Here is a 19,918-nt window from a genome sequence, read left to right on the forward strand (position 1 = left end):
AGCAACGATGGACTTCGAATATTCGGCCAAGACGCAAGACCTGCAAAAGCGCGTGCGCGCTTTCATGGACGAACACATCTACCCGGCCGAAGGCGACTACAAGGCCGAATTGGCCGCGAACACGGCGGCAGGCAAGCGCTGGTCCGCGTTGCAGACCGTCGAGAAGGCCAAGGCCAAGGCCAAGGCCCAGGGCCTGTGGAACCTGTTCCTGCCGGTCGACAGCGCGCACGTCGCAGGCTATGCAGGCGCGGGCCTCACGAACCAGGAATACGCACCGCTCGCCGAAATCATGGGCGCGGTGACCTGGGCCAGCGAGGCGTTCAACTGCTCGGCGCCCGACACCGGCAACATGGAAACCATCGCGCGCTACGGCTCCGAAGCCATCAAGGCACGCTGGCTCAAGCCGCTGCTTGACGGCGAGATCCGCTCGGCCTTCGCAATGACCGAACCGGAAGTTGCATCGAGCGATGCCACCAACATCTCGACCCGCATCGAGCGCCAGGGCGACGAATACGTGATCAACGGCCACAAGTGGTGGATCTCCGGCGCGGCCGATCCGCGCTGCGCCGTGTACATCACCATGGGCAAGACCGACCCGGATGCGCCGAAGCATTCGCAGCAGAGCATGGTCATCGTGCCGGCCGACGCCAAGGGCATCCGCATCGTGCGCCCGCTCAACGTGATGGGCTACGACGACGCACCGCACGGCCACGTCGAGATGTACTTCGAGAACGTGCGCGTGCCTGTCGACAACATCCTGCTTGGCGAAGGCCGCGGATTCGAGATCGCACAAGGCCGCCTGGGCCCGGGACGCATCCACCATTGCATGCGCCTGATCGGTGTCGCGGAACGCGCCCTCGAACTGATGTGCAAGCGCGCCTCGTCGCGCGTCGCCTTCGGCAAGGCCGTGGCATCGCAGACCGTCACGCAGGAACGCATCGCCGAAGCCCGCTGCAAGATCGACATGGCCCGCCTGCTCACGCTCAAGGCCGCGTGGCTGATGGACGTGGCCGGCAACAAGGTCGCCAAGAACGATATCGCGATGATCAAGGTGGTCGCGCCGAGCATGGCTTGCCAGGTGATCGACTGGGCCATGCAAGTTCATGGCGGCGGCGGCATGTGCGACGACTTCCCGCTCGCCATGGCCTATGCCCACGCCCGCACGCTGCGCTTTGCGGACGGTCCGGACGAAGTGCACCGCAATGCGATCGCCAAGTGGGAACTGGGCAAGTACTCGGCCGACAAGCGCGAAGCGGACATGCCGATCACGCGCTTCTAATTGAGCTTGCTCAGAGTTTCTTCTGCATGAATACCGCAGTGCCGAAGGCAGGATCGAGTGCAAACGGCCCGAAACCTTCGCGCTCATAAGCGCGAATCGCACTGCTATTCCCCGACAACACTTCGAGCGTGAGCTTGCAGGCGCCGCGCGCCCTCGCCTCCTGCTCCACGCACTCGAGCATCCTTTGCGTGATGCGCAGGCCCCGATATCCCGGAAGCACGACCACGTCATGCACGTTGACGAGGGGCTTGCAGGCAAAGGTCGAAAAGCCCTCGATGCAATTGACCAGCCCGACTGCCATGTCGCCGTCGAACGCCAGCACGGTGAAGGCCTGCGGTCTTTTCGCAAGCTCGCCCGGCAGTCGTGTCAGCAACTTGAGCGGAATGGCAGTGCCACCGCCCGCCGGGTCGCGTGCGTAGGCGTCGAGCAACGAGATGACCGCGGCACCGTCCACATCGTCGGCATAGTTCGCGAGCCTGATTTCGATCACAAGGGCTCCGGGTCCATGCGATACGGATTTCAAGCGGCCTCGACCGCTGCGACGAGTCGGCGCGCACAATGATCCGCTTGCGCTGGATCGCGTGCCTCGACCATCACGCGAAGCAGCGGCTCGGTGCCACTGGGGCGAATCAGCACGCGGCCCGCATCGCCGAGTTCCCCCTCGATTCGCTTCGTTTCGTCCGCCAACCCCTTGCTGTTGCGCCAATCCTGCCCGTCGCGCAGGCGCACATTGATGAGCGTCTGTGGAAACAGCGACACGTCGGTCAGCAACTGCGAGAGGCTCTTGCCTGACCGCACGCACGCCTGCAGCACCTGCAGGGCGCTGACGATGCCATCGCCCGTGGTGTGGCGATCGAGCGCCAGAAGATGGCCCGAGCCCTCACCGCCGAGCACCCAGCGGCGCTTGGTCAATTCTTCGAGCACATAGCGGTCGCCCACCTTGGCCCGCACGAAATCGATCCCCTTCGCGCGCAACGCGACCTCGACGGCCTTGTTGGTCATCAGCGTACCGACAACGCCTTCCAGCCGCTCCCCGCGCGCGAGGCGTTCGTTGACCATCAGGTACAGCAGTTCGTCGCCATTGAACAGTCGCCCGGCGGCATCGACCAGTTGCAGCCGGTCGGCGTCGCCGTCGAGCGCAATGCCGTAGTCGGCATGCTGCGCGTTGACCGTGTCGATCAGCGCCTGCGGATGCGTCGCGCCAACACCCTTGTTGATGTTGAGGCCGTCGGGCGCGCAGCCGATGACCGTCACGTCCGCGCCGAGTTCGTGAAACACCTGAGGCGCCACCTGGTATGCCGCACCGTGGGCCGCATCCACCACCAGCTTGAGGCCACGCAGCGTCAGGTCATTGGCGAAGGTGCTCTTGCAGAATTCGGTGTAGCGGCCGGTCGCATCGTTCAGCCGTCGCGCCTTGCCGAGGTTGGCCGAATCAGCCCACACCGGCGGCTGTTCGAGCGCGGCCTCGACCGCCAGTTCCCAATCGTCGTCGAGCTTGGTGCCCTGTGCGCTGAAGAACTTGATCCCGTTGTCCGGAAAGGCGTTGTGGCTCGCGCTGATGACCACGCCCAGGCTGGCACGTTGCGCCCGCGTGAGGTAGGCCACGCCGGGTGTTGGCAGCGGACCAAGCAGCACGACGTCGACACCCGCCGAGTTGAAGCCCGATTCCAGGGCCGACTCCAGCATGTAGCCGGAAATGCGCGTGTCCTTGCCGATCAGCACGGTGGGGCGCGCCTCCTTCTGCTTCAGCACCCGCCCTACGGCATGTGCAAGTCGCAAGACGAAGTCAGGCGTGATCGGCGGCACACCGACCTTGCCCCGGATGCCATCCGTGCCGAAATATTGACGTGTCATGTTTCTTCCTTCCTTGGTTGTTCTTGATTCATTGCGCGCCACACCGAGAGCGCTTCCACCGTGTCGCGCACGTCGTGCACACGTACGATTCGCGCGCCGCGCTCCGCTGCAAGCGCCGCCGCCACCACGCTCGGCAATAGCCGTTCCGACGCGTCGGCAATACCCGTCACTGCGCCGAGCGAAGACTTGCGCGACCAGCCAGCCAGCAACGGATAGCCCGGCGCCAACAATTCCTGTTGTCGTGCCAGCAGCGCGAAATTCTGCGCCACGGTCTTGCCGAAGCCGATTCCCGGGTCAAGCACGATGCGCGATGCATCGACTGCCAACGCCCGCAGTTTGCGCGCCGCGTCGGCCAGGAAAGCTTGCACCTGCGGCACGACATCGCCTTGCATCGGCGCTACCTGCATGGTCTGCGGATCGCGGTGCATGTGCATGAGGCAGACGCCGCAGGCCGGATGTGCGGCAACCACGTCGCGCGCGCCCGGTCGGCGCAATGCCCAGATGTCGTTGACGATATCGGCGCCCATGTCGAGCACGGCGCGCATCACCTCGGGCTTGTAGGTGTCGACAGAAATCGCCACGCCGAGCGTTACCGCTTCGCGCACGACCGGCAACACGCGCGCCAGTTCAAGCTCCAACGGTACCGCCGGGCTCCCGGGCCGGGTCGATTCGCCGCCGATGTCGAGAATGTCGGCGCCCTGCCCGATCAACGCTTCGCAATGGCGCAACGCAGCGGTGGCGTCATCGAAAGCACCGCCGTCCGAGAACGAATCCGGCGTGACGTTGACAATTCCCATCACGCGCGGCTGCGTGAGGTCGATGCGAAACCGCGAGGTCTGCCAAAAGCTCATGGCCGACCCATTCTCTCAAGAAAAAAACGGGGCCAATGGCCCCGTTGCTTGTCGACGCAAGACGTTCACGCCGCGGTCGGTGCCGGGTCCGGCTTGACGGCGGTACCACCTGTGCCGCCGCCACTGCTGCCCGACGGCGGAATGCGCGGCGTCCAGTCCTTCGGTGGGCGCGGCTCCTTGCCGGCCATGATGTCGTCGAGCTGCTCGGTGTCGATGGTTTCCCATTCGAGCAAGGCCTTGGCCATCGCGTGCATCTTGTCGCTGTTCTCCTCGATCAGGCGGCGCGCCAGGGCGTATTGCTCGTCGATGATGCGTCGCACTTCAGCGTCGACCTTCTGCATGGTCGACTCGCTCATGTTGGTGGTCTTGGTGACCGAGCGGCCGAGGAACACCTCACCCTCGTTCTCGGCATACACCATCGGGCCCAGTGATTCGGTCATGCCATAACGCATCACCATGTCGCGTGCAATTTGCGTCGCACGCTCGAAGTCGTTGCTGGCGCCGGTGGTCATCTGGTGCATGAACACTTCCTCGGCGATACGGCCACCGAACAGCATGCTGATCTGGTTCAGCATGTAGTCGCGGTCATAGCTGTAGCGGTCTTGCGCGGGCAGGCTCATGGTGACGCCCAACGCACGTCCGCGCGGGATGATCGTGACCTTGTGGACCGGGTCGCACTTGGGCAGGAGCTTGCCGATCAGCGCGTGCCCGGACTCGTGATATGCCGTGTTGCGGCGCTCTTCCTCGGGCATGACCATGCTCTTGCGCTCGGGCCCCATGAAGATCTTGTCCTTGGCCTTCTCGAAGTCCTGCATCTCGACGACGCGCGCGCTGCGGCGGGCGGCCATCAAGGCGGCTTCATTGCAAAGGTTGGCCAGATCGGCGCCGGACATGCCAGGCGTGCCGCGGGCGATGATGCTTGGGTTGACGTCCTGGCCCAGCGGCACCTTGCGCATGTGCACACCGAGGATCTGCTCGCGGCCCCGAATGTCGGGCAGCGTGACGTAGACCTGGCGATCGAAACGGCCCGGGCGCAGCAAGGCAGCGTCCAGGATGTCCGGGCGGTTGGTGGCAGCCACCACGATCACGCCCAGGTTGGTTTCAAAGCCGTCCATCTCGACCAGCATCTGGTTCAGGGTCTGCTCGCGCTCATCGTTGCCACCGCCGAGGCCAGCACCGCGCTGGCGGCCGACCGCGTCGATTTCGTCGATGAAGATGATGCAGGGGGCGTTCTTCTTGGCGTTCTCGAACATGTCGCGCACACGGGCCGCACCCACGCCGACGAACATTTCAACGAAGTCGGAACCCGAGATCGAGAAGAAAGGCACCTTGGCCTCGCCGGCGATCGACTTGGCCAGCAGCGTCTTGCCAGTGCCCGGAGGGCCGACCAGCAGCAAGCCGCGCGGAATGCGCCCGCCAAGCTTCTGGAACTTTTGCGGGTCTTTCAGGAAGTCGACGACTTCCTTCACTTCTTCCTTGGCCTCGTCACAGCCGGCAACATCGGCGAAGGTGACGGTGTTGTTGTTCTCGTCGAGCATCCGGGCCTTGCTCTTGCCGAAGCTGAACGCCCCGCCCTTGCCACCGCCCTGCATCTGCCGCATGAAGTAGACCCACACGCCGATCAGCAGGAGCATCGGACCCCAGCTGACCAGCAGCGTCATCAGCAATGAGCCTTCTTCACGCGGACGCACGTCGAACTTGACGTTGTTGTCGACCAGGTCGCCAACGAGTCCGCGGTCAAGGCCGGTGGAATTGGTGCGGATCTTGCGATCATCGGTGCTGACCGCGACGATTTCGCCGCCCATCAGGCTTTCTGGAATGGACGCAGTCTTGATCTGCTTGCTGCGAACCAAGTCCAGGAATTCCGAATAACTCACGGCACCAGCCCCCGCGCCGCCGCGGGTGTCGAACTGCTTGAACACAGTGAACAACACCATCGCAATGACGAGCCAAACGGCAATTTTCGAAAACCACTGATTATTCAAACTGAAACTCCAGTCAGGGCGGTGCGTGAGACAAGGCGGACAATCCGCGCACCAGGCAGGCAATTGGCGGTCATTTTAGGCTTTTCAAGCTACGAAATCGCCTTATTCAGGCCGAGCAGCCACTCGCCAAGCACGGGTTTGTCCGAAAAACCGTGCCTTCAGGGACGCAGGTATCAAGGCGTATCTGCAACCCGCAGGCCGATGCCCACCAGAAAGGTCTCCGCCGACTTATCGCGCGAAGCCTTCGGTTTGACCTTCTTGACCACCTTGAAGGTGTCCTTGAAGAGCTTGTTCAGCGGGTCGTAGCTGCTGCCATGGAACAGCTTGGCGACCAGCGCGCCCTCGGCCTTCAGGTGATGATTGGCAAAATCAACCGCCAGTTCCACCAGGTGCGCGACGCGAGCCGCATCCGCCGACGCGATGCCCGAGAGATTCGGCGCCATGTCGGACACCACCACGTCAGCCTTGCGGCCCTGCAATGCGGACTCCAGTTGCGCCAGTACGTCCGGCTCACGGAAATCGCCGAGCAGGAAGGTCACGCCTTCGATCGGCTCCATCGGCAGCATGTCGAGCGCGATGATGGTTCCGCCGAGCTGGCCTGACGCCGCGCCGCCCGGGGCCATGCGGCGCCGCGCGTACTGGCTCCAGGCACCCGGCGTCGAGCCGAGATCGATGACGAGCTGACCCGGCTTGATGAGGCCCAGCGTCTCGTCGATTTCCTTGAGCTTGTAGGCGGCGCGGGCGCGATAGCCTTCCCGGGTCGCCAGCTTGACCCACGGATCGTTGATGTGGTCGTGCAGCCAGGCCTTGTTGACCTTCTTGCCGGTGGACTTGGTGCTCATGGGAGCCCGCGCGCTCGGCAACTTGCGTCCTCGCCGCCCCCCGCAGGGACGCGAGCCTTCTTGGGGCGGCCAGGCGCGGCGCCCGATTCGGACCGGCCTCGGGGACTGGCGCAGCAATGAAAAGCGAGGAATGCAATGGATGGTTTCACAGTGGTTCGATAATACGGGCATGCCCGCCATTCAACTGACCCCCGCCCAGCGCAAGGTGCACCGCTCCGAAGCGCACCATCTCAATCCGATCGTGATGATCGGCAGCGACGGCCTGACCCCGGCCGTGACGAAAGAAGCCGACGCCGCCCTGAAGGCCCATGGCCTGATCAAGATCCGCGTGTTTTCCGACGACCGGCTGGCGCGCGATGCGATGCTGCAGACGCTCGCCAATGAGCTCGACGCCGCCCCGATCCAACACATCGGCAAGCTGCTGGTGCTGTGGCGCCCCAAGGCCGAGAAGGTCAAGGAGATCGACGAAGACCGCATGCCCGGCCCGCGCGACATCAAGGTCGTCAAATACAGCAAGCGTGCCGGCCAGCGGCCCGAGATCAAGACGCTGCGCGTGCTGGGCAACCAGCGGCTGACGGCGGGCGGCAACATCAAGCGCGCCAAGCCGCGCAAGCCGCTGTCGGTCAAGAAGCAACGACAGGCGGATTGAAGGATGGCGGCAGGGCCAACGGCGCAACCCATGCGCCACATCGTTTGCATGAAGTGGGGCACGAAATACGAGGCCACCTATGTCAACAAGCTCTATGCGATGGCACGCCGCCATCTCACCGGTGACTTTCGCTTCATTTGCCTGACCGACGACAGCGCCGGCATCCGCAGCGAAGTCGAGTGCTTCCCGATCCCGCGGCTGGACATCCGACCGGAGGCCGCTGGCGTGCGCGACCGCGCCTGGAGAAAGCTCACCACGCTGAGCCGCGACCTGCCGGATGTCTACGGGCTGCAAGGTCAGGCCCTGTTCCTCGACCTGGACATCGTGGTGGTCGGCAGCCTGGACGAGTTCTTCACCTATCCCGGCGAGTTCGTGATCATCAAGGACTACCGCCGTCCTTGGCGCGTGACCGGCAATTCGTCGGTCTACCGCTTCACGATCGGTGCGCATGCTGATGTGCTCGACTATTTCCGCGCGAACGAAACTGCGATGCGCGAGAAGTTTCGTAACGAGCAGACCTACCTGTCGGACTACGTGCATGCGCAGGGCAAGCTGTCGTATTGGCCAAGCGATTGGTGCCCGAGCTTCAAGTACGGCGGGATTCCAATCTGGCCGACCAACTACTGGCGCCCGCCCTTCGTCCCGGAAGGCGCACGGGTGATGATCTTTCACGGCGAATGCAATCCGCCCGATGCGCTGGCCGGCCGCCGCAACCGCCGGTTTCGATTCATTCGACCGGCGGCCTGGGTCGCCGACCACTGGCACGAATAAATAATCAGTTCGGCCGCGGCCCGGTCTGCGGCAGCACGCGCCAGAGCACCACGGCCGCGCAGGCCCATTGCAAGAGGTACATTCCGCTGCCAACCGCGTGCCACAGCGGCAGGTTGTCGCGGGCCACGATGCGCGGCGCAACGCCAAACTCGCCCAGCAAGGCCAGCAGGAGGCCCGGCAAGACGAATGGCAGCGCCGTGTGGACCCGAGCCCCCGCTTCAGGCATGCGGACCGACCGGCTGAACATCAACAGCAGCATGGCGCAGCCAAGCGAAACCCAGGCCTGGGCAGTGAACAACCTGGCCGCCATGCCGCCCGCCATCGCCGGCGACGGCAAGTTCCTGAACAGCAGCGGCACCACCAGGAAACCGATCGTGCCGAGACTGCCCCACCAGAGCGCCGCGACGAAACTCGGCAGGCGCGCGATGAGGCTCCGCATCATCATCAGATGTACTGGACCGCCACGATTTCGTAACGCTTGAGGCCGCCGGGCGCCTGAACTTCGGCCGTGTCGCCTTCTTCCTTGCCGATCAGCGCGCGTGCGATGGGGCTGGAGATGTTGATGAGGCCCAGCTTCAAGTCGGCCTCGTCCTCGCCGACGATCTGGTACTTGACGGCCTCGCCGGTTTCTTCTTCCTCGAGTTCAACCGTGGAGCCGAACACCACTCTGCCGCCAGCGTCGAGCGCCGTCGGGTCGATGATCTGCGCTGCCGACAGCTTGCCTTCGACCTCCTGGATGCGGCCTTCGATGAAGCCCTGGCGATCCTTGGCGACTTCGTATTCGGCGTTTTCGCTCAGGTCACCCTGGGCGCGGGCCTCGGAAATCGCATTGATGACCCAGGGGCGGTCGACGGTCTTGAGGCGATGCAGTTCTTCGCGAAGCTTCTCGGCACCGCGCTTCGTAATCGGAATAGTGGCCATGGTTTGTTGTCTCAAAAAGCGAAACCGCCGAACGTCGCCGTCCGGCGGTATGTGGGGTGAGGGTTCAGACGAGAGTTCGTCCGGTCAGCCGGCTCAGGATGGCCAGCGGACTTGCCGACGGATTGTATTGGCTAGCAGCGGGCAAATGAAGGGTTTGCTCGGCCATGAATTGGCCCGACATGACGGCATGCGATGTCTGGTCGGAAAAACACACCCAAACCGAACCTGAAGGGAACGGCATGGTTTCCTGCGCCGACTTTTCCTGATACTCCATGTCGGACTTCATCCCGTCATGCAGTTGCAGCATCAGATGGTCGTATTCGCTGCGGAATGACTTGGTGACGCGCAGCTTCTGCAGCAGCTTGGCTTGCAGGCGCGAATACGGCTTGGCGCGCGGCAGGAAGCGCTTGGCAACGGCCTCGAACGGTTCTCCGACACGCCAGACGCGCGGGGCGCCCTGGGGGTTGAGATTGGTGAACACGCGCAGGATGCGCTCGCCGTAATTCGGCCGCGACGGAAATGAATCGATATGCAGGCGGCGGTCATCTGCACGCCACGATTGCACACGCGTCTCGACCTGCGCTGGCCGAAAACTGGTCGGCGCCATGCGCAACGAGGGGCTGTAGTGCGGCAGCAGGCCATCGATCAGTTGGCGGGCCTGTGAGCGGAATCGTCCGATCATCGCTCCAGCCGCCTGCTGCACAGAATCGTCGCCTTCGACGCCTTTCAGCTTGCCATTGCCGTCCAGGCTGATGTTGCGCACGCCCTTGGCGAGCAGGGCAGGATCGAGCAGCTTTTTCTCCGAAGGCAGCAGCTCGAAGCCGAGGTGCGGAAAGTACAGCACCTTGCCGGCTTCAAGCGCGGCAATCCATGCATCGTTGGGCTTCGCACCGGCCCAGTCGGCAAGATCGATCTCTACGACTTGAGATTCCATAAGACTGGTACTCCGTTCAGAACCGACGCGGGACCGGCATCCGCCGGCCCGCTGAAATTACACACGTCCAGAGCTGGGCGAAGGTTACTGCAGCAGTTGCGCGTGCATCTCCTGCACCGAAATCACGCTCAGCTCGTTCATGTGCTTCATGCCTTCGACGGCCGCTTCGGCACCGAAGATCGTGGTGAACGTGGTCACGCGAGCCAGCAGTGCCGACGTGCGGATCTGGCGCGAATCGGCGATGGCGTTGCGGCGCTCTTCAACGGTGTTGATCACGAGGGCGATCTCGTTGTTCTTGATCATGTCGACGATGTGCGGGCGCCCTTCGGTGACCTTGTTGACCACCGCACAAGTGACGCCGGCAGCGCTGAGCGCCGCTGCCGTGCCCTTCGTGGCGATCAACTCGAACCCGAGCTGGGCCAGGCCGCGGGCGACTTCGACCGCGCGCGGCTTGTCGTTGTTCTTGACCGAGACGAACACCTTGCCCGACTTGGGCAGGTGCGTACCGGCGCCCAGTTGCGATTTCACGAAGGCCTCGCCGAAGGTCTTGCCCACGCCCATCACTTCGCCGGTCGACTTCATCTCGGGGCCGAGGATGGTGTCCACGCCCGGGAACTTGACGAACGGGAACACGGCTTCCTTGACGCTGTAGTACGGCGGCGTGACTTCCTTCGTCACGCCCTGCTCCGCCAGCGACTGGCCGGCCATGCAGCGCGCCGCGACCTTGGCGAGTTGGATGCCGGTCGCCTTGCTCACGTAGGGCACGGTGCGCGAGGCACGCGGGTTGACTTCCAGCACGTAGATCACGTCCTGGCCGTCCTTCTCCTGGATGGCGAACTGCACGTTCATCAGGCCGACCACGTTCAGCGCGTCGGCCATTGCGGCGCTCTGGCGCTTGAGTTCGGCAATCGTCGCAGCCTTCAGGCTGTAGGGCGGCAGCGAGCATGCCGAGTCGCCGGAGTGCACGCCGGCCTGCTCGATGTGCTCCATCACGCCGCCGATCAGCGTGGCGCCGGTGGCATCGCGGATGCAGTCGACGTCGCATTCGACGGCGTCATTCAGGAAGCGGTCCAGCAGCACGGGCGAATCGTTGCTCACCTTCACGGCCTCGCGCATGTAGCGCTCGAGGTCGCGCTGCTCGTGCACGATTTCCATGGCACGGCCGCCGAGCACGTAGCTCGGACGCACCACCAGCGGGTAGCCCAGTTCGGCGGCCTTGGCCAGCGCTTCGGGTTCGGCGCGGGCGGTGGCGTTCGGCGGCTGGCGCAGGCCGAGCTTGTGCAGCAACTGCTGGAACCGCTCGCGGTCTTCGGCCGCGTCGATCATGTCGGGGCTGGTGCCGATGATGGGCACGCCGTTGGCCTCGAGGCCGAGCGCGAGCTTCAGCGGCGTCTGGCCGCCGTACTGCACGATCACGCCGAGCGGCTTTTCCTTGTCGACGATCTCGAGCACGTCTTCGAGCGTCAGCGGCTCGAAGTACAGGCGGTCGCTGGTGTCGTAGTCGGTCGACACGGTCTCGGGATTGCAGTTGACCATGATGGTCTCGTAGCCGTCCTCGCGCATCGCCAGCGCGGCATGCACGCAGCAGTAGTCGAACTCGATGCCCTGGCCGATGCGGTTCGGGCCGCCGCCGAGCACCATGATCTTCTTCTTGTCGGTGGGCGCGGCTTCGCACTCGTCTTCGTAGGTCGAGTACATGTAGGCGGTGTTGGTCGCGAACTCGGCGGCGCAGGTGTCGACGCGCTTGTAGACCGGACGCACGCCCAGCGCGTGGCGCTTCTCGCGGATCGCGGTGTCGGTGGTCTTGAGCTGCCGCGCGAGGCGGCGGTCCGAGAAGCCCTTCTTCTTGAGCGCGAGCAGCGTTTCACGGTCGATGTCGTCGAGCGACTTGGTCTCCAGCTCGAGCTCGATCTTCACGATCTCCTCGATCTGCACCAGGAACCAAGGGTCGATCTTCGTCAGCGCGAACACCTCGTCGACGCTCAGGCCCATCGCGAAGGCATCGCCGACGTACCAGATGCGCTCGGGGCCGGGCTCGCCCAGTTCCTTCTCGAGCACTTCGCGGTCCTGCGTCTTTTCGTTCAGGCCGTCGACGCCGACCTCGAGGCCGCGCAGCGCCTTCTGGAACGATTCCTGGAAGGTGCGGCCCATGGCCATGACTTCGCCGACCGACTTCATCTGCGTCGTCAGGCGCGAATCGGCCTGCGGGAATTTCTCGAAGGCAAAGCGCGGGATCTTGGTGACGACGTAGTCGATCGACGGCTCGAACGACGCCGGCGTCGCGCCGCCGGTGATCTCGTTGCGCAGTTCGTCGAGCGTGTAGCCCACGGCCAGCTTGGCGGCGACCTTGGCGATCGGGAAACCGGTGGCCTTGGAAGCAAGGGCCGACGAACGCGACACGCGCGGATTCATCTCGATGACGACCATGCGGCCGTCCTTCGGGTTGATCGAGAACTGCACGTTCGAGCCGCCGGTGTCCACGCCGATCTCGCGCAGCACGGCCAGCGAGGCGTTGCGCAGGATCTGGTATTCCTTGTCCGTCAGCGTCTGGGCCGGCGCCACGGTGATCGAGTCACCGGTGTGCACGCCCATCGGGTCGAGGTTCTCGATCGAGCAGACGATGATGCAGTTGTCCGCCTTGTCGCGCACCACTTCCATCTCGTACTCTTTCCAGCCGAGCAGCGATTCTTCGATCAGCAGTTCGTTGGTCGGCGAGGCCTCGATGCCCCGCTTGCAGATGGTCTCGAATTCTTCCGGGTTGTAGGCGATGCCGCCGCCCGTGCCGCCGAGCGTGAAGCTCGGGCGGATGACCGTCGGGAAACCGACGCTCTTCTGCACGGCCCACGCCTCTTCCATCGAATGCGCGATGCCTGAGCGTGCCGAGCCGAGACCGATCTTGGTCATCGCATCCTTGAACTTCAGGCGGTCTTCGGCCTTGTCGATGGCTTCTGGCGTCGCGCCGATCAGCTCGACCTTGTACTTGTCGAGCACGCCGTTGCGCCACAGGTCGAGCGCGCAGTTCAGCGCGGTCTGGCCGCCCATGGTCGGCAGGATGGCGTCGGGGCGTTCCTTGGCGATGATCTTCTCGACCGTCTGCCAGGTGATCGGCTCGATGTACGTGACGTCGGCCGTGGCCGGGTCGGTCATGATCGTCGCCGGGTTGCTGTTGATCAGGATGACCTTGTAGCCTTCTTCGCGCAGGGCCTTGCAGGCCTGCACGCCGGAGTAGTCGAACTCGCAGGCCTGGCCGATGATGATCGGGCCAGCGCCGATGATGAGGATGCTCTTGAGGTCTGTGCGCTTAGGCATTCTTTTCGTCTCCGCTGGGCCGGCTCAAGGAGGCGAGCGCCCCCTCGGGGGGCAGTGCAGCGGCGTAGCCGCAAACATGGGGGTTCATTTCTTTTCCATCAATGCCGTGAAGCGGTCGAACAGGTAGCCGATGTCGTGCGGGCCGGGCGAAGCTTCCGGGTGGCCCTGGAAGCAGAAAGCCGGCTTGTCGGTGCGCGCCAGGCCCTGCAGCGTGTTGTCGAACAGGCTGATGTGCGTGGGGCGCAGGTTGGAAGGCAGCGACTTCTCGTCGACCGCGAAGCCGTGGTTCTGGCTCGTGATGCTCACGCGGCCGTTGTCGAGGTCCTTCACCGGATGGTTCGCGCCATGGTGGCCGAACTTCATCTTGAAGGTCCTGGCGCCGGAGGCCAGCGCCATGATCTGGTGGCCGAGGCAGATGCCAAAGGTCGGGATGCCGGTTTCGATCAGTTCCTTGACGGCGGCAATCGCGTAGTCGCAAGGCTCCGGGTCGCCCGGGCCGTTGGCCAGGAAGATGCCATCGGGCTTGAGCTTGAGCACGTCCGCCGCGGGCGTTTGCGCCGGCACGACGGTGATGCGCGCGCCGCGCTGGGCGATCATGCGCAGGATGTTCTTCTTCACGCCGAAATCGAAGGCGACGACGTGGAACCGGGGCGTGATCTGCACGCCGTAGCCCGCGCCGAGCTTCCACTCGGTCTGGTTCCACTCGTAGGTTTGCCGGACCGACACCACCTTCGCGAGATCGAGGCCCGACATGCTCGGCGCCGCCTTGGCCGCGGCGACCGCCTTGTCGATCAACGCCTGCGTCACCGCCTCGCCTTCGGCCAGGCCGAGGATGCAACCGTTCTGCGCGCCATGCGTGCGCAGGTGGCGCGTGAGCTTGCGCGTGTCGATGTTGGCGATGGCGACCGTCTTGCCGGCCACCAGGTATTCATTGAGCGTGGCGGTCTTGCGGAAGTTGGACGCGACCAGCGGGAGGTCCTTGATGATCAGGCCGGCGGCATGGATCTTGTCGGCCTCGATGTCTTCCGTGTTGACGCCGTAGTTGCCGATGTGCGGATACGTGAGCGTCACGATCTGCTGGCAATAGCTGGGGTCGGTCAGGATTTCCTGGTAGCCGGACATGGAGGTGTTGAACACCACTTCGCCGGTGGTGGCGCCGGTGGCGCCAATCGAGTTGCCTTGAAAGACCGTGCCGTCTGCAAGCGCCAGGATGGCGGGCGGGAAAGCTCCCTTGAGAGACAAAAGCACTGGGATTCTCCGAATGGATGACGCCCAGAGTGCACCCAGGACCTGAATCGATGGGTCGCGACTTTCGTCGAGGAGTTAGGCTTGATGCGCTGTGGGCGGGGTGTGAGCGGGAAAGCCCTTGATTATAGCCGGCGGCACTCACGGTTTCGCCGAGGCGGCACTTGCATGAAGGCATATCGCCGCCGCCGCGGCAACGTTGAGCGACTCTTCGCCACCGGGCTGCGCGATGCGGATATGGTGCGTCGCGCGGGCTTCCAACTCGGGCGCAACGCCCTGCCCTTCGTGGCCCATGAGCCATGCGCAAGGATTCGGCAGGCGAGCCTTGTGAAGCCACTCGCCGCGATGCGAACTGGTGGCAATGAGCGGCACCTGCAATGCATCGAGTGCGTCGATGGCCGCGCCTTCAATCAAGCGCAGGCCGAAGTGCGCACCCATCCCCGCACGGAGCACTTTCGGAGCCCACAACGCCGCGGTGCCCTTGAGTGCAATGACCTGCGTAAATCCGAACGCGGCAGCACTGCGAAGAATCGAACCAGCGTTGCCCGCGTCCTGCAATCGATCCAGCACGACCGTGGCGGCATCTGCAATCAGTTCGGGCCGCGGCGGCAGTTCGAGCACGAAGCCCATCGGCGCTGGCGATTCGAGCCCACTGATGCCGACCAACAGGGCGTCGGCCACCACGACTGTCTTGCCTGCGGACCGCGCCCAGTCCGCAGGCGCAGACGGCCAGAAGGATTCGGAGAAAACGGCTACGGACGGAAGCACGCCACGCGCGAGCGCCGCGCGGCAAAGATGGTCGCCTTCGAGCCAGAGCCTGCCCAGCTTGCGATAGGCGCCGGGGTCATGCACCAGCTTGCGAAGATCCTTCAGCAGCGGGTTGTCGCGCGACGTGATGTGCTGGACTTCGGGCGAAGTCATGGGGCTTCCTGCGGCTCGCACACGGCCATGCGTGCGAAAGCCGCTGCCACCGGACTGAACGAGCGCCGATGGTGAATGCATGCGCCATGCCGCTCCAGCGCCTCCATGTGTTCCGGCGTGCCGTAGCCCTTGTGATTGGCGAACCCGTAGTGCGGAAACTCCAGGTGCAGTTGTTCGCAAAGGCGATCGCGATGCACCTTGGCCAGGATCGAGGCCGCCGAAATCGCCTTCACGCGCGCATCGCCCTTGACGATGGCCTCGGCCAGCACATCGAGCACCGGCAGCCGGTTGCCATCGACCAGCACCTTGGCCGGCTTGAGGCGAAGTCCTTCCACGGCGCGGCGCATGGCCATCATCGTCGCCTGCAGAATGTTGTACTGGTCGATTTCCTCGACGCTCGCCTGCGCCACGGAACAGCAAAGCGCCTTCGCAAGAATCTGATCGTGCAGGCGCTCCCGCTGCAGCGCCGTCAGCGTCTTCGAATCTGCCAGCCCGCGAATCGGCCGCAGGTCGTCGAGGATCACCGCGGCCGCGACGACCGGACCGGCCAGCGGGCCGCGGCCGGCCTCGTCGACGCCGGCCATCAGGCCCGGCGCGTCCCAGACCAGCGTGGCCTGCTCAGCTTTCAAGAACTTTCTGGATCGCATCGGCGCAAAGTGTCGGTGTATCGCGGCGCAACTCGTCGTGCATCGTCGCAAATCGCTGCTCCAATGCGGCCACCCTTTCCGGCGACCCCATCCAAGCCAACGTGGCCTCGGCCAGCGCCTCGGGCGTGGCAGCGTCTTGCAACAACTCAGGCACGACGAACTCGCCACACAGGATGTTCGGCAATCCGACCCAGGGTTGCAACTGCTGCCTTTGCATGAGCCGCCACGACAGCGAATGCATGTTGTAGGCAATCACCATGGGGCGTTTGAACAGCGCGGCCTCCAGCGTGGCAGTGCCGCTCGCAATCAGCGTGGCATCGCAGGCGGCCAGCGCGGCATGCGACTGGCCTTCGAGCACCTGCACCTTGCCGGCCATCGGACTGGACTTCAGCATTTGCTCGAGCTCGCCGCGCAGCGCTGGAATCGCGGGCGCGATGAACTTGATTTCAGGTCGTGCGAGATGCATCAACGCTGCGGCCGCGAAGAACCTCGGTGCGATGTAGCGCAATTCGGCGCGCCGGCTGCCCGGCAGCAACGCGACCACGGGCGCCTCGGGCGCGATGCCGAGCGCGGCTCGCGCCGCTCCTCGATCCGGCACCATCGGGATCACGTTGGCAATCGGATGCCCGACATAGCTGGCGGCGATGCCCAGCTTGTCGAGCAGCGCCGGCTCGAATGGAAAGATGCACAGGACACGGTCGGCCGCCGCGCGAATCTTGTCGGCCCTGTCGGCGCGCCAGGCCCAGATAGAGGGACAGACGAAATGAACCGTCTTCATTCCGCGGCTGCGCAGACCAGCTTCCAGGTCCAGGTTGAAGTCAGGTGCGTCGACGCCGATGAAGAGTTGCGGCCACTCCCGCAGCAACCGCGCCTTGAGCTGGCGGCGGATGCCGGCGATTTCCCGGTAGTGGCGCAGTGCCTCGACATAGCCGCTCACCGCAAGCTTTTCCTGCGGCCACCAGCTTTCGAAGCCGCGCGCCAGCATGCGCGGGCCGCCGATACCCGCGGCCTTCATGTCGGGCCAGCGCGCCTGCAAGCCTTCAAGCAACAGGCTGGCCAGCAAATCGCCGGACGCTTCGCCCGCGACCAGTGAAAACTGGCGCTGTGCGGTGGGGGTCGTCATTTCAGTTTTCCACCACGCTACCGCATGACCCTCGGCGCATGGAACCAGGACGAGCACGGCGAAGTCTGTTCGTGGGCACCCGCGGAACCGGCTTCGCCGGGCCGCTGGGTGCGCCCCCTCGAGACACGCTACCGCGTGACCCGCGACCCACGAAACCGGCGCCGCCAAATGCCAGGGATACCGCGGAACCGGCTTTGCCGGGCCGCCGGTATCGCCCCCTTGAGGGGGAGGCGCCGCAGGCGCTTCGGGGGTGTTTCACTTCACCCGCGGAACCGGCTTTGCCGGGCCGCTGGTATCGCCCCCTCGAGGGGGAGGCGCCGCAGGCGCTTCGGGGGTGTTTCATTTCACCGCGCGATACCGCGCGTGCTGGCCGCGAGAAAGTCGCTCATCAGCGCGACGTCGGCCGCTGCTTCGGGCATCTCGGTTGCCAATGCATCGATCGCACCGCGCGCGTCGTCGAGCGTGCGGCCCTGTCGGTACAGCAGGCGGTGCATCTGCTTGACCGCCGCCAGCCGTTCCGCAGTGAAGCCACGGCGGCGCAGGCCGACGGTGTTGAAACCCCGCACAGCCATCGGATTCCCATCGACCAGCATGTAAGGCGGCACGTCCTGCGACACAGCCGTGGCGAATCCAACCATGGCGTGCGCGCCGATCTTCACGAACTGGTGTATGCCGACCAATCCGCCGACCGTGACCCAATCGCCCAGCTCGACATGGCCTGCCAGGGTCGTGTTGTTGGCCAGCGTGGTGCTGTTGCCCACATGGCAGTCGTGCGCGATGTGGGTGTAGGCCATGATCCAGTTGTCATGGCCGATGCGCGTGATGCCGCCTGCACCCGGCACGCCCAGGTTGAAGGTGCAGAACTCGCGGATGGTGTTGCGGTCGCCGATCACCAGTTCGGTCGGCTCGCCTGCGTATTTCTTGTCCTGCGGAATTGCGCCGATCGAGGAGAACTGGAAGACCCGGTTGTCGGCACCAATGGTGGTGCGCCCTTCGATCACGCAATGGGGCCCGATGGTGGTACCGGGCCCTACTTTCACGTGAGGACCGATGACTGCATAGGGGCCGACCGAGACCGTGAGGTCGAGCTGCGCCCCGGGGTCGACGATGGCCGTCGAGTGGACTTGCGTCATGCCCGGACGCTGTTCAGTTGATCTGCCGCATCGCGCACATCAGTGTGGCCTCGCAGGCGAGTTCCGTGCCCACCAGTGCACGGCCGGTGAACTTCGAGATTCCCGCCTTCATGCGGTCGATGGTGACCTCCAGCGTGAGTTGGTCACCCGGCTCCACCGGCCGCTTGAAGCGCGCGCCGTCGATGGCCGCAAAGTAGTAGACGGTGTTGTCGTCGGGCACCATGTCCAGCGAATGAAAGGACAACAGGGCGGCAGCTTGCGCCATGGCTTCGAGCATCAGCACGCCCGGCATCACGGGGCGATGCGGAAAGTGGCCGTTGAAGAATGGCTCGTTCATCGTCACGTTCTTGAGTGCCGTGATGCGCTTTCCCTTTTCCATGGAGAGCACCCGGTCCACCAGCAGGAACGGATAGCGATGCGGCAGCAGTTTGAGAATCTGGTGGATGTCGAGCGTCGTCATATTGCGTGTCCTGCTATCACTTCTTTTCAAGGGCCTTGATGCGATCGCGCAAGCCGTGGAGTTGCCTTAGCGTGGCGGCGTTCTTCTCCCACGCGGCATTGTCGTCGATGGGAAACACGCCGGTGTACTGGCCCGGCTTGTGGATGGACCGCGTCACGAGCGATGCGGCCGAAATATGGACGCCTTCTGCCAGCGTGAGATGCCCCAGCACCATGCCTGCGCCGCCGACGGTGCAATGCGGGCCGATGACCGCGCTGCCTGCGACCGCCGAGCATCCTGCCATTGCCGTGTGCTTGCCGATACGGACGTTGTGGCCCACCTGAATCAGGTTGTCGAGCTTGACGCCGTCTTCGATCACGGTGTCTTCCAGCGCGCCGCGGTCGATGCAGGTATTCGCGCCGATTTCGACGTCGTCGCCGATGCGCACGGCGCCCAGTTGTTCGATCTTGACCCAGGTGCCACGGTCTGGCGCCAAGCCGAAGCCGTCGGCACCGATCACGGCACCGGGATGCACCAGGCATCGCGCGCCGATCTGACAGTCTTCACTCACGGTCACGTTCGACTTCAGCACCGTGCCAGCGCCGATGCGCGCGCCCCGCTCGACCACGCAGAGCGGGCCAATGCGCGCCGTGGGATCGACCACAGCCTCCGGGTCCACCACCGCGCTGGGATGGATGCGCGGTCCGTCCGGCCGGGCATGGGCGCGCTTCCAGTGCTGCGTCAGGCGCGCGAAGTACAGGTACGGATCGGGCGTGACGATGAAGGCGCCGCGCGCGGCGGCCTGCTCGCGAAGCGCGGGTGAGACGATGACGCAACCGGCAACCGAACTTGCGAGTTCTTTCAGGAATTTCGGATTGCTCAGGAAACTGAGCGAATCGGGACTGGCATTCTGAAGCGGCGCGAGCCGCGCAATGTTCAGTTCCGCATCACCCTGGAGTTCTCCCCCAAGGGCTTCGACAATGGCTCCAAGGCGTAGCGCCACTCCCGTCGCTGC

General features: G+C 64.5%; 19 protein-coding genes. 3 read left to right on the forward strand and 16 right to left on the reverse strand.

The features are described 5' to 3' along the window. Window positions 1–7: 7 nt before the first annotated feature. A complete protein-coding gene (locus WKW80_RS12880) occupies window positions 8–1,279 on the forward strand; it encodes an acyl-CoA dehydrogenase family protein (protein WP_340363954.1) in 1,272 nt (423 codons plus the stop codon). A 10-nt stretch (window positions 1,280–1,289) separates the two neighbouring features. Here WKW80_RS12880 and WKW80_RS12885 read toward each other — a convergent pair whose 3' ends face one another. The 5 genes from WKW80_RS12885 to WKW80_RS12905 all read right to left on the reverse strand — a co-directional run bounded on the left by WKW80_RS12885 (window position 1,290) and on the right by WKW80_RS12905 (window position 6,811). Continuing rightward, complete coding sequence (locus WKW80_RS12885) at window positions 1,290–1,769, reverse strand: GNAT family N-acetyltransferase (protein ID WP_340363955.1); 480 nt, start codon at window positions 1,767–1,769, stop codon at window positions 1,290–1,292. 29 nt (window positions 1,770–1,798) lie between these two features. Further along, window positions 1,799–3,133, reverse strand: a complete 1,335-nt coding sequence (gene glmM, locus WKW80_RS12890; RefSeq protein WP_340363956.1) for a phosphoglucosamine mutase — start codon at window positions 3,131–3,133, stop codon at window positions 1,799–1,801. Continuing rightward, window positions 3,130–3,984, reverse strand: a complete 855-nt coding sequence (gene folP / locus WKW80_RS12895; RefSeq protein ID WP_340363957.1) for a dihydropteroate synthase — start codon at window positions 3,982–3,984, stop codon at window positions 3,130–3,132. The genes glmM and folP overlap by 4 nt, the downstream gene beginning before the upstream one ends. A gap of 65 nt (window positions 3,985–4,049) precedes the next feature. Then, on the reverse strand, window positions 4,050–5,969 hold the full coding sequence (gene ftsH, locus WKW80_RS12900; protein WP_340363958.1) for an ATP-dependent zinc metalloprotease FtsH: 1,920 nt from the start codon (window positions 5,967–5,969) through the stop codon (window positions 4,050–4,052). Window positions 5,970–6,142: 173 nt separating this feature from the next. Next, window positions 6,143–6,811 (reverse strand): RlmE family RNA methyltransferase, encoded by a 669-nt coding sequence (locus WKW80_RS12905; protein ID WP_340363959.1) that lies wholly within the window; start codon window positions 6,809–6,811, stop codon window positions 6,143–6,145. 169 nt (window positions 6,812–6,980) lie between these two features. Here WKW80_RS12905 and WKW80_RS12910 point away from each other — a divergent pair, with 169 nt between their 5' ends. Both WKW80_RS12910 and WKW80_RS12915 read left to right on the forward strand, forming a co-directional pair. Continuing rightward, on the forward strand, window positions 6,981–7,460 hold the full coding sequence (locus WKW80_RS12910; RefSeq protein WP_340363960.1) for a YhbY family RNA-binding protein: 480 nt from the start codon (window positions 6,981–6,983) through the stop codon (window positions 7,458–7,460). A gap of 3 nt (window positions 7,461–7,463) precedes the next feature. Next, window positions 7,464–8,231 carry a glycosyltransferase gene (locus WKW80_RS12915; protein ID WP_340363961.1) on the forward strand — a complete coding sequence of 256 codons (768 nt, stop codon included), beginning with the start codon at window positions 7,464–7,466 and terminating at the stop codon, window positions 8,229–8,231. Window positions 8,232–8,235: 4 nt separating this feature from the next. On the opposite strand, the gene WKW80_RS12920 is transcribed toward WKW80_RS12915, so the two are convergent. The 11 genes from WKW80_RS12920 to lpxD all read right to left on the reverse strand — a co-directional run bounded on the left by WKW80_RS12920 (window position 8,236) and on the right by lpxD (window position 19,906). Then, on the reverse strand, window positions 8,236–8,670 hold the full coding sequence (locus tag WKW80_RS12920; protein ID WP_340364169.1) for a DUF4149 domain-containing protein: 435 nt from the start codon (window positions 8,668–8,670) through the stop codon (window positions 8,236–8,238). 5 nt (window positions 8,671–8,675) lie between these two features. Beyond that, entirely contained in the window at window positions 8,676–9,152 is a 477-nt protein-coding gene (greA, locus tag WKW80_RS12925) for a transcription elongation factor GreA (RefSeq protein ID WP_340363962.1), read from the reverse strand. 64 nt (window positions 9,153–9,216) lie between these two features. Beyond that, entirely contained in the window at window positions 9,217–10,086 is an 870-nt protein-coding gene (locus tag WKW80_RS12930; RefSeq protein WP_340363963.1) for a Kdo hydroxylase KdoO, read from the reverse strand. An 84-nt stretch (window positions 10,087–10,170) separates the two neighbouring features. Then, a complete protein-coding gene (carB, locus tag WKW80_RS12935) occupies window positions 10,171–13,395 on the reverse strand; it encodes a carbamoyl-phosphate synthase large subunit (protein WP_340363964.1) in 3,225 nt (1,074 codons plus the stop codon). 84 nt (window positions 13,396–13,479) lie between these two features. Continuing rightward, complete coding sequence (gene carA / locus WKW80_RS12940; protein ID WP_340363965.1) at window positions 13,480–14,643, reverse strand: glutamine-hydrolyzing carbamoyl-phosphate synthase small subunit; 1,164 nt, start codon at window positions 14,641–14,643, stop codon at window positions 13,480–13,482. A gap of 138 nt (window positions 14,644–14,781) precedes the next feature. Beyond that, window positions 14,782–15,561 (reverse strand): TrmH family RNA methyltransferase, encoded by a 780-nt coding sequence (locus WKW80_RS12945; protein WP_340363966.1) that lies wholly within the window; start codon window positions 15,559–15,561, stop codon window positions 14,782–14,784. Continuing rightward, window positions 15,558–16,208, reverse strand: a complete 651-nt coding sequence (rnhB, locus tag WKW80_RS12950; protein ID WP_340363967.1) for a ribonuclease HII — start codon at window positions 16,206–16,208, stop codon at window positions 15,558–15,560. Before rnhB ends, WKW80_RS12945 begins: the two co-directional genes overlap by 4 nt. Then, the gene (gene lpxB, locus WKW80_RS12955) at window positions 16,180–17,331 is read right to left on the reverse strand and encodes a lipid-A-disaccharide synthase (protein WP_340363968.1); all 1,152 of its coding nucleotides are present in this window, start codon (window positions 17,329–17,331) and stop codon (window positions 16,180–16,182) included. The genes rnhB and lpxB overlap by 29 nt, the downstream gene beginning before the upstream one ends. Window positions 17,332–17,675: 344 nt before the next feature. After that, window positions 17,676–18,464 (reverse strand): acyl-ACP--UDP-N-acetylglucosamine O-acyltransferase, encoded by a 789-nt coding sequence (gene lpxA / locus WKW80_RS12960; RefSeq protein WP_340363969.1) that lies wholly within the window; start codon window positions 18,462–18,464, stop codon window positions 17,676–17,678. A gap of 13 nt (window positions 18,465–18,477) precedes the next feature. Continuing rightward, window positions 18,478–18,924, reverse strand: coding sequence for a 3-hydroxyacyl-ACP dehydratase FabZ (gene fabZ, locus WKW80_RS12965; protein ID WP_340363970.1), 447 nt, complete (start codon window positions 18,922–18,924; stop codon window positions 18,478–18,480). A gap of 16 nt (window positions 18,925–18,940) precedes the next feature. After that, the gene (lpxD, locus tag WKW80_RS12970; protein ID WP_340363971.1) at window positions 18,941–19,906 is read right to left on the reverse strand and encodes a UDP-3-O-(3-hydroxymyristoyl)glucosamine N-acyltransferase; all 966 of its coding nucleotides are present in this window, start codon (window positions 19,904–19,906) and stop codon (window positions 18,941–18,943) included. Window positions 19,907–19,918 lie beyond the last annotated feature (12 nt).

It is taken from the genome of Variovorax humicola (genome assembly GCF_037889915.1).
In the GTDB taxonomy this organism is placed as follows: Bacteria; Pseudomonadota; Gammaproteobacteria; order Burkholderiales; family Burkholderiaceae_C; genus Variovorax; species Variovorax humicola.

Excerpts from the sequence above, each read along its gene's own strand:
- WKW80_RS12880 (WP_340363954.1), top strand. The coding sequence starts at position 8 with ATGGACTTCGAATATTCGGCCAAGACGCAAGACCTGCAAAAGCGCGTG.
- glmM (WP_340363956.1), bottom strand. The coding sequence starts at position 3,133 with ATGACACGTCAATATTTCGGCACGGATGGCATCCGGGGCAAGGTCGGT.
- folP (WP_340363957.1), bottom strand. The coding sequence starts at position 3,984 with ATGAGCTTTTGGCAGACCTCGCGGTTTCGCATCGACCTCACGCAGCCG.
- WKW80_RS12905 (WP_340363959.1), bottom strand. The coding sequence starts at position 6,811 with ATGAGCACCAAGTCCACCGGCAAGAAGGTCAACAAGGCCTGGCTGCAC.
- WKW80_RS12910 (WP_340363960.1), top strand. The coding sequence starts at position 6,981 with ATGCCCGCCATTCAACTGACCCCCGCCCAGCGCAAGGTGCACCGCTCC.
- WKW80_RS12915 (WP_340363961.1), top strand. The coding sequence starts at position 7,464 with ATGGCGGCAGGGCCAACGGCGCAACCCATGCGCCACATCGTTTGCATG.
- WKW80_RS12920 (WP_340364169.1), bottom strand. The coding sequence starts at position 8,670 with ATGCGGAGCCTCATCGCGCGCCTGCCGAGTTTCGTCGCGGCGCTCTGG.
- greA (WP_340363962.1), bottom strand. The coding sequence starts at position 9,152 with ATGGCCACTATTCCGATTACGAAGCGCGGTGCCGAGAAGCTTCGCGAA.
- WKW80_RS12930 (WP_340363963.1), bottom strand. The coding sequence starts at position 10,086 with ATGGAATCTCAAGTCGTAGAGATCGATCTTGCCGACTGGGCCGGTGCG.
- carB (WP_340363964.1), bottom strand. The coding sequence starts at position 13,395 with ATGCCTAAGCGCACAGACCTCAAGAGCATCCTCATCATCGGCGCTGGC.
- WKW80_RS12945 (WP_340363966.1), bottom strand. The coding sequence starts at position 15,561 with ATGACTTCGCCCGAAGTCCAGCACATCACGTCGCGCGACAACCCGCTG.
- rnhB (WP_340363967.1), bottom strand. The coding sequence starts at position 16,208 with ATGCGATCCAGAAAGTTCTTGAAAGCTGAGCAGGCCACGCTGGTCTGG.
- lpxB (WP_340363968.1), bottom strand. The coding sequence starts at position 17,331 with ATGACGACCCCCACCGCACAGCGCCAGTTTTCACTGGTCGCGGGCGAA.
- lpxA (WP_340363969.1), bottom strand. The coding sequence starts at position 18,464 with ATGACGCAAGTCCACTCGACGGCCATCGTCGACCCCGGGGCGCAGCTC.
- fabZ (WP_340363970.1), bottom strand. The coding sequence starts at position 18,924 with ATGACGACGCTCGACATCCACCAGATTCTCAAACTGCTGCCGCATCGC.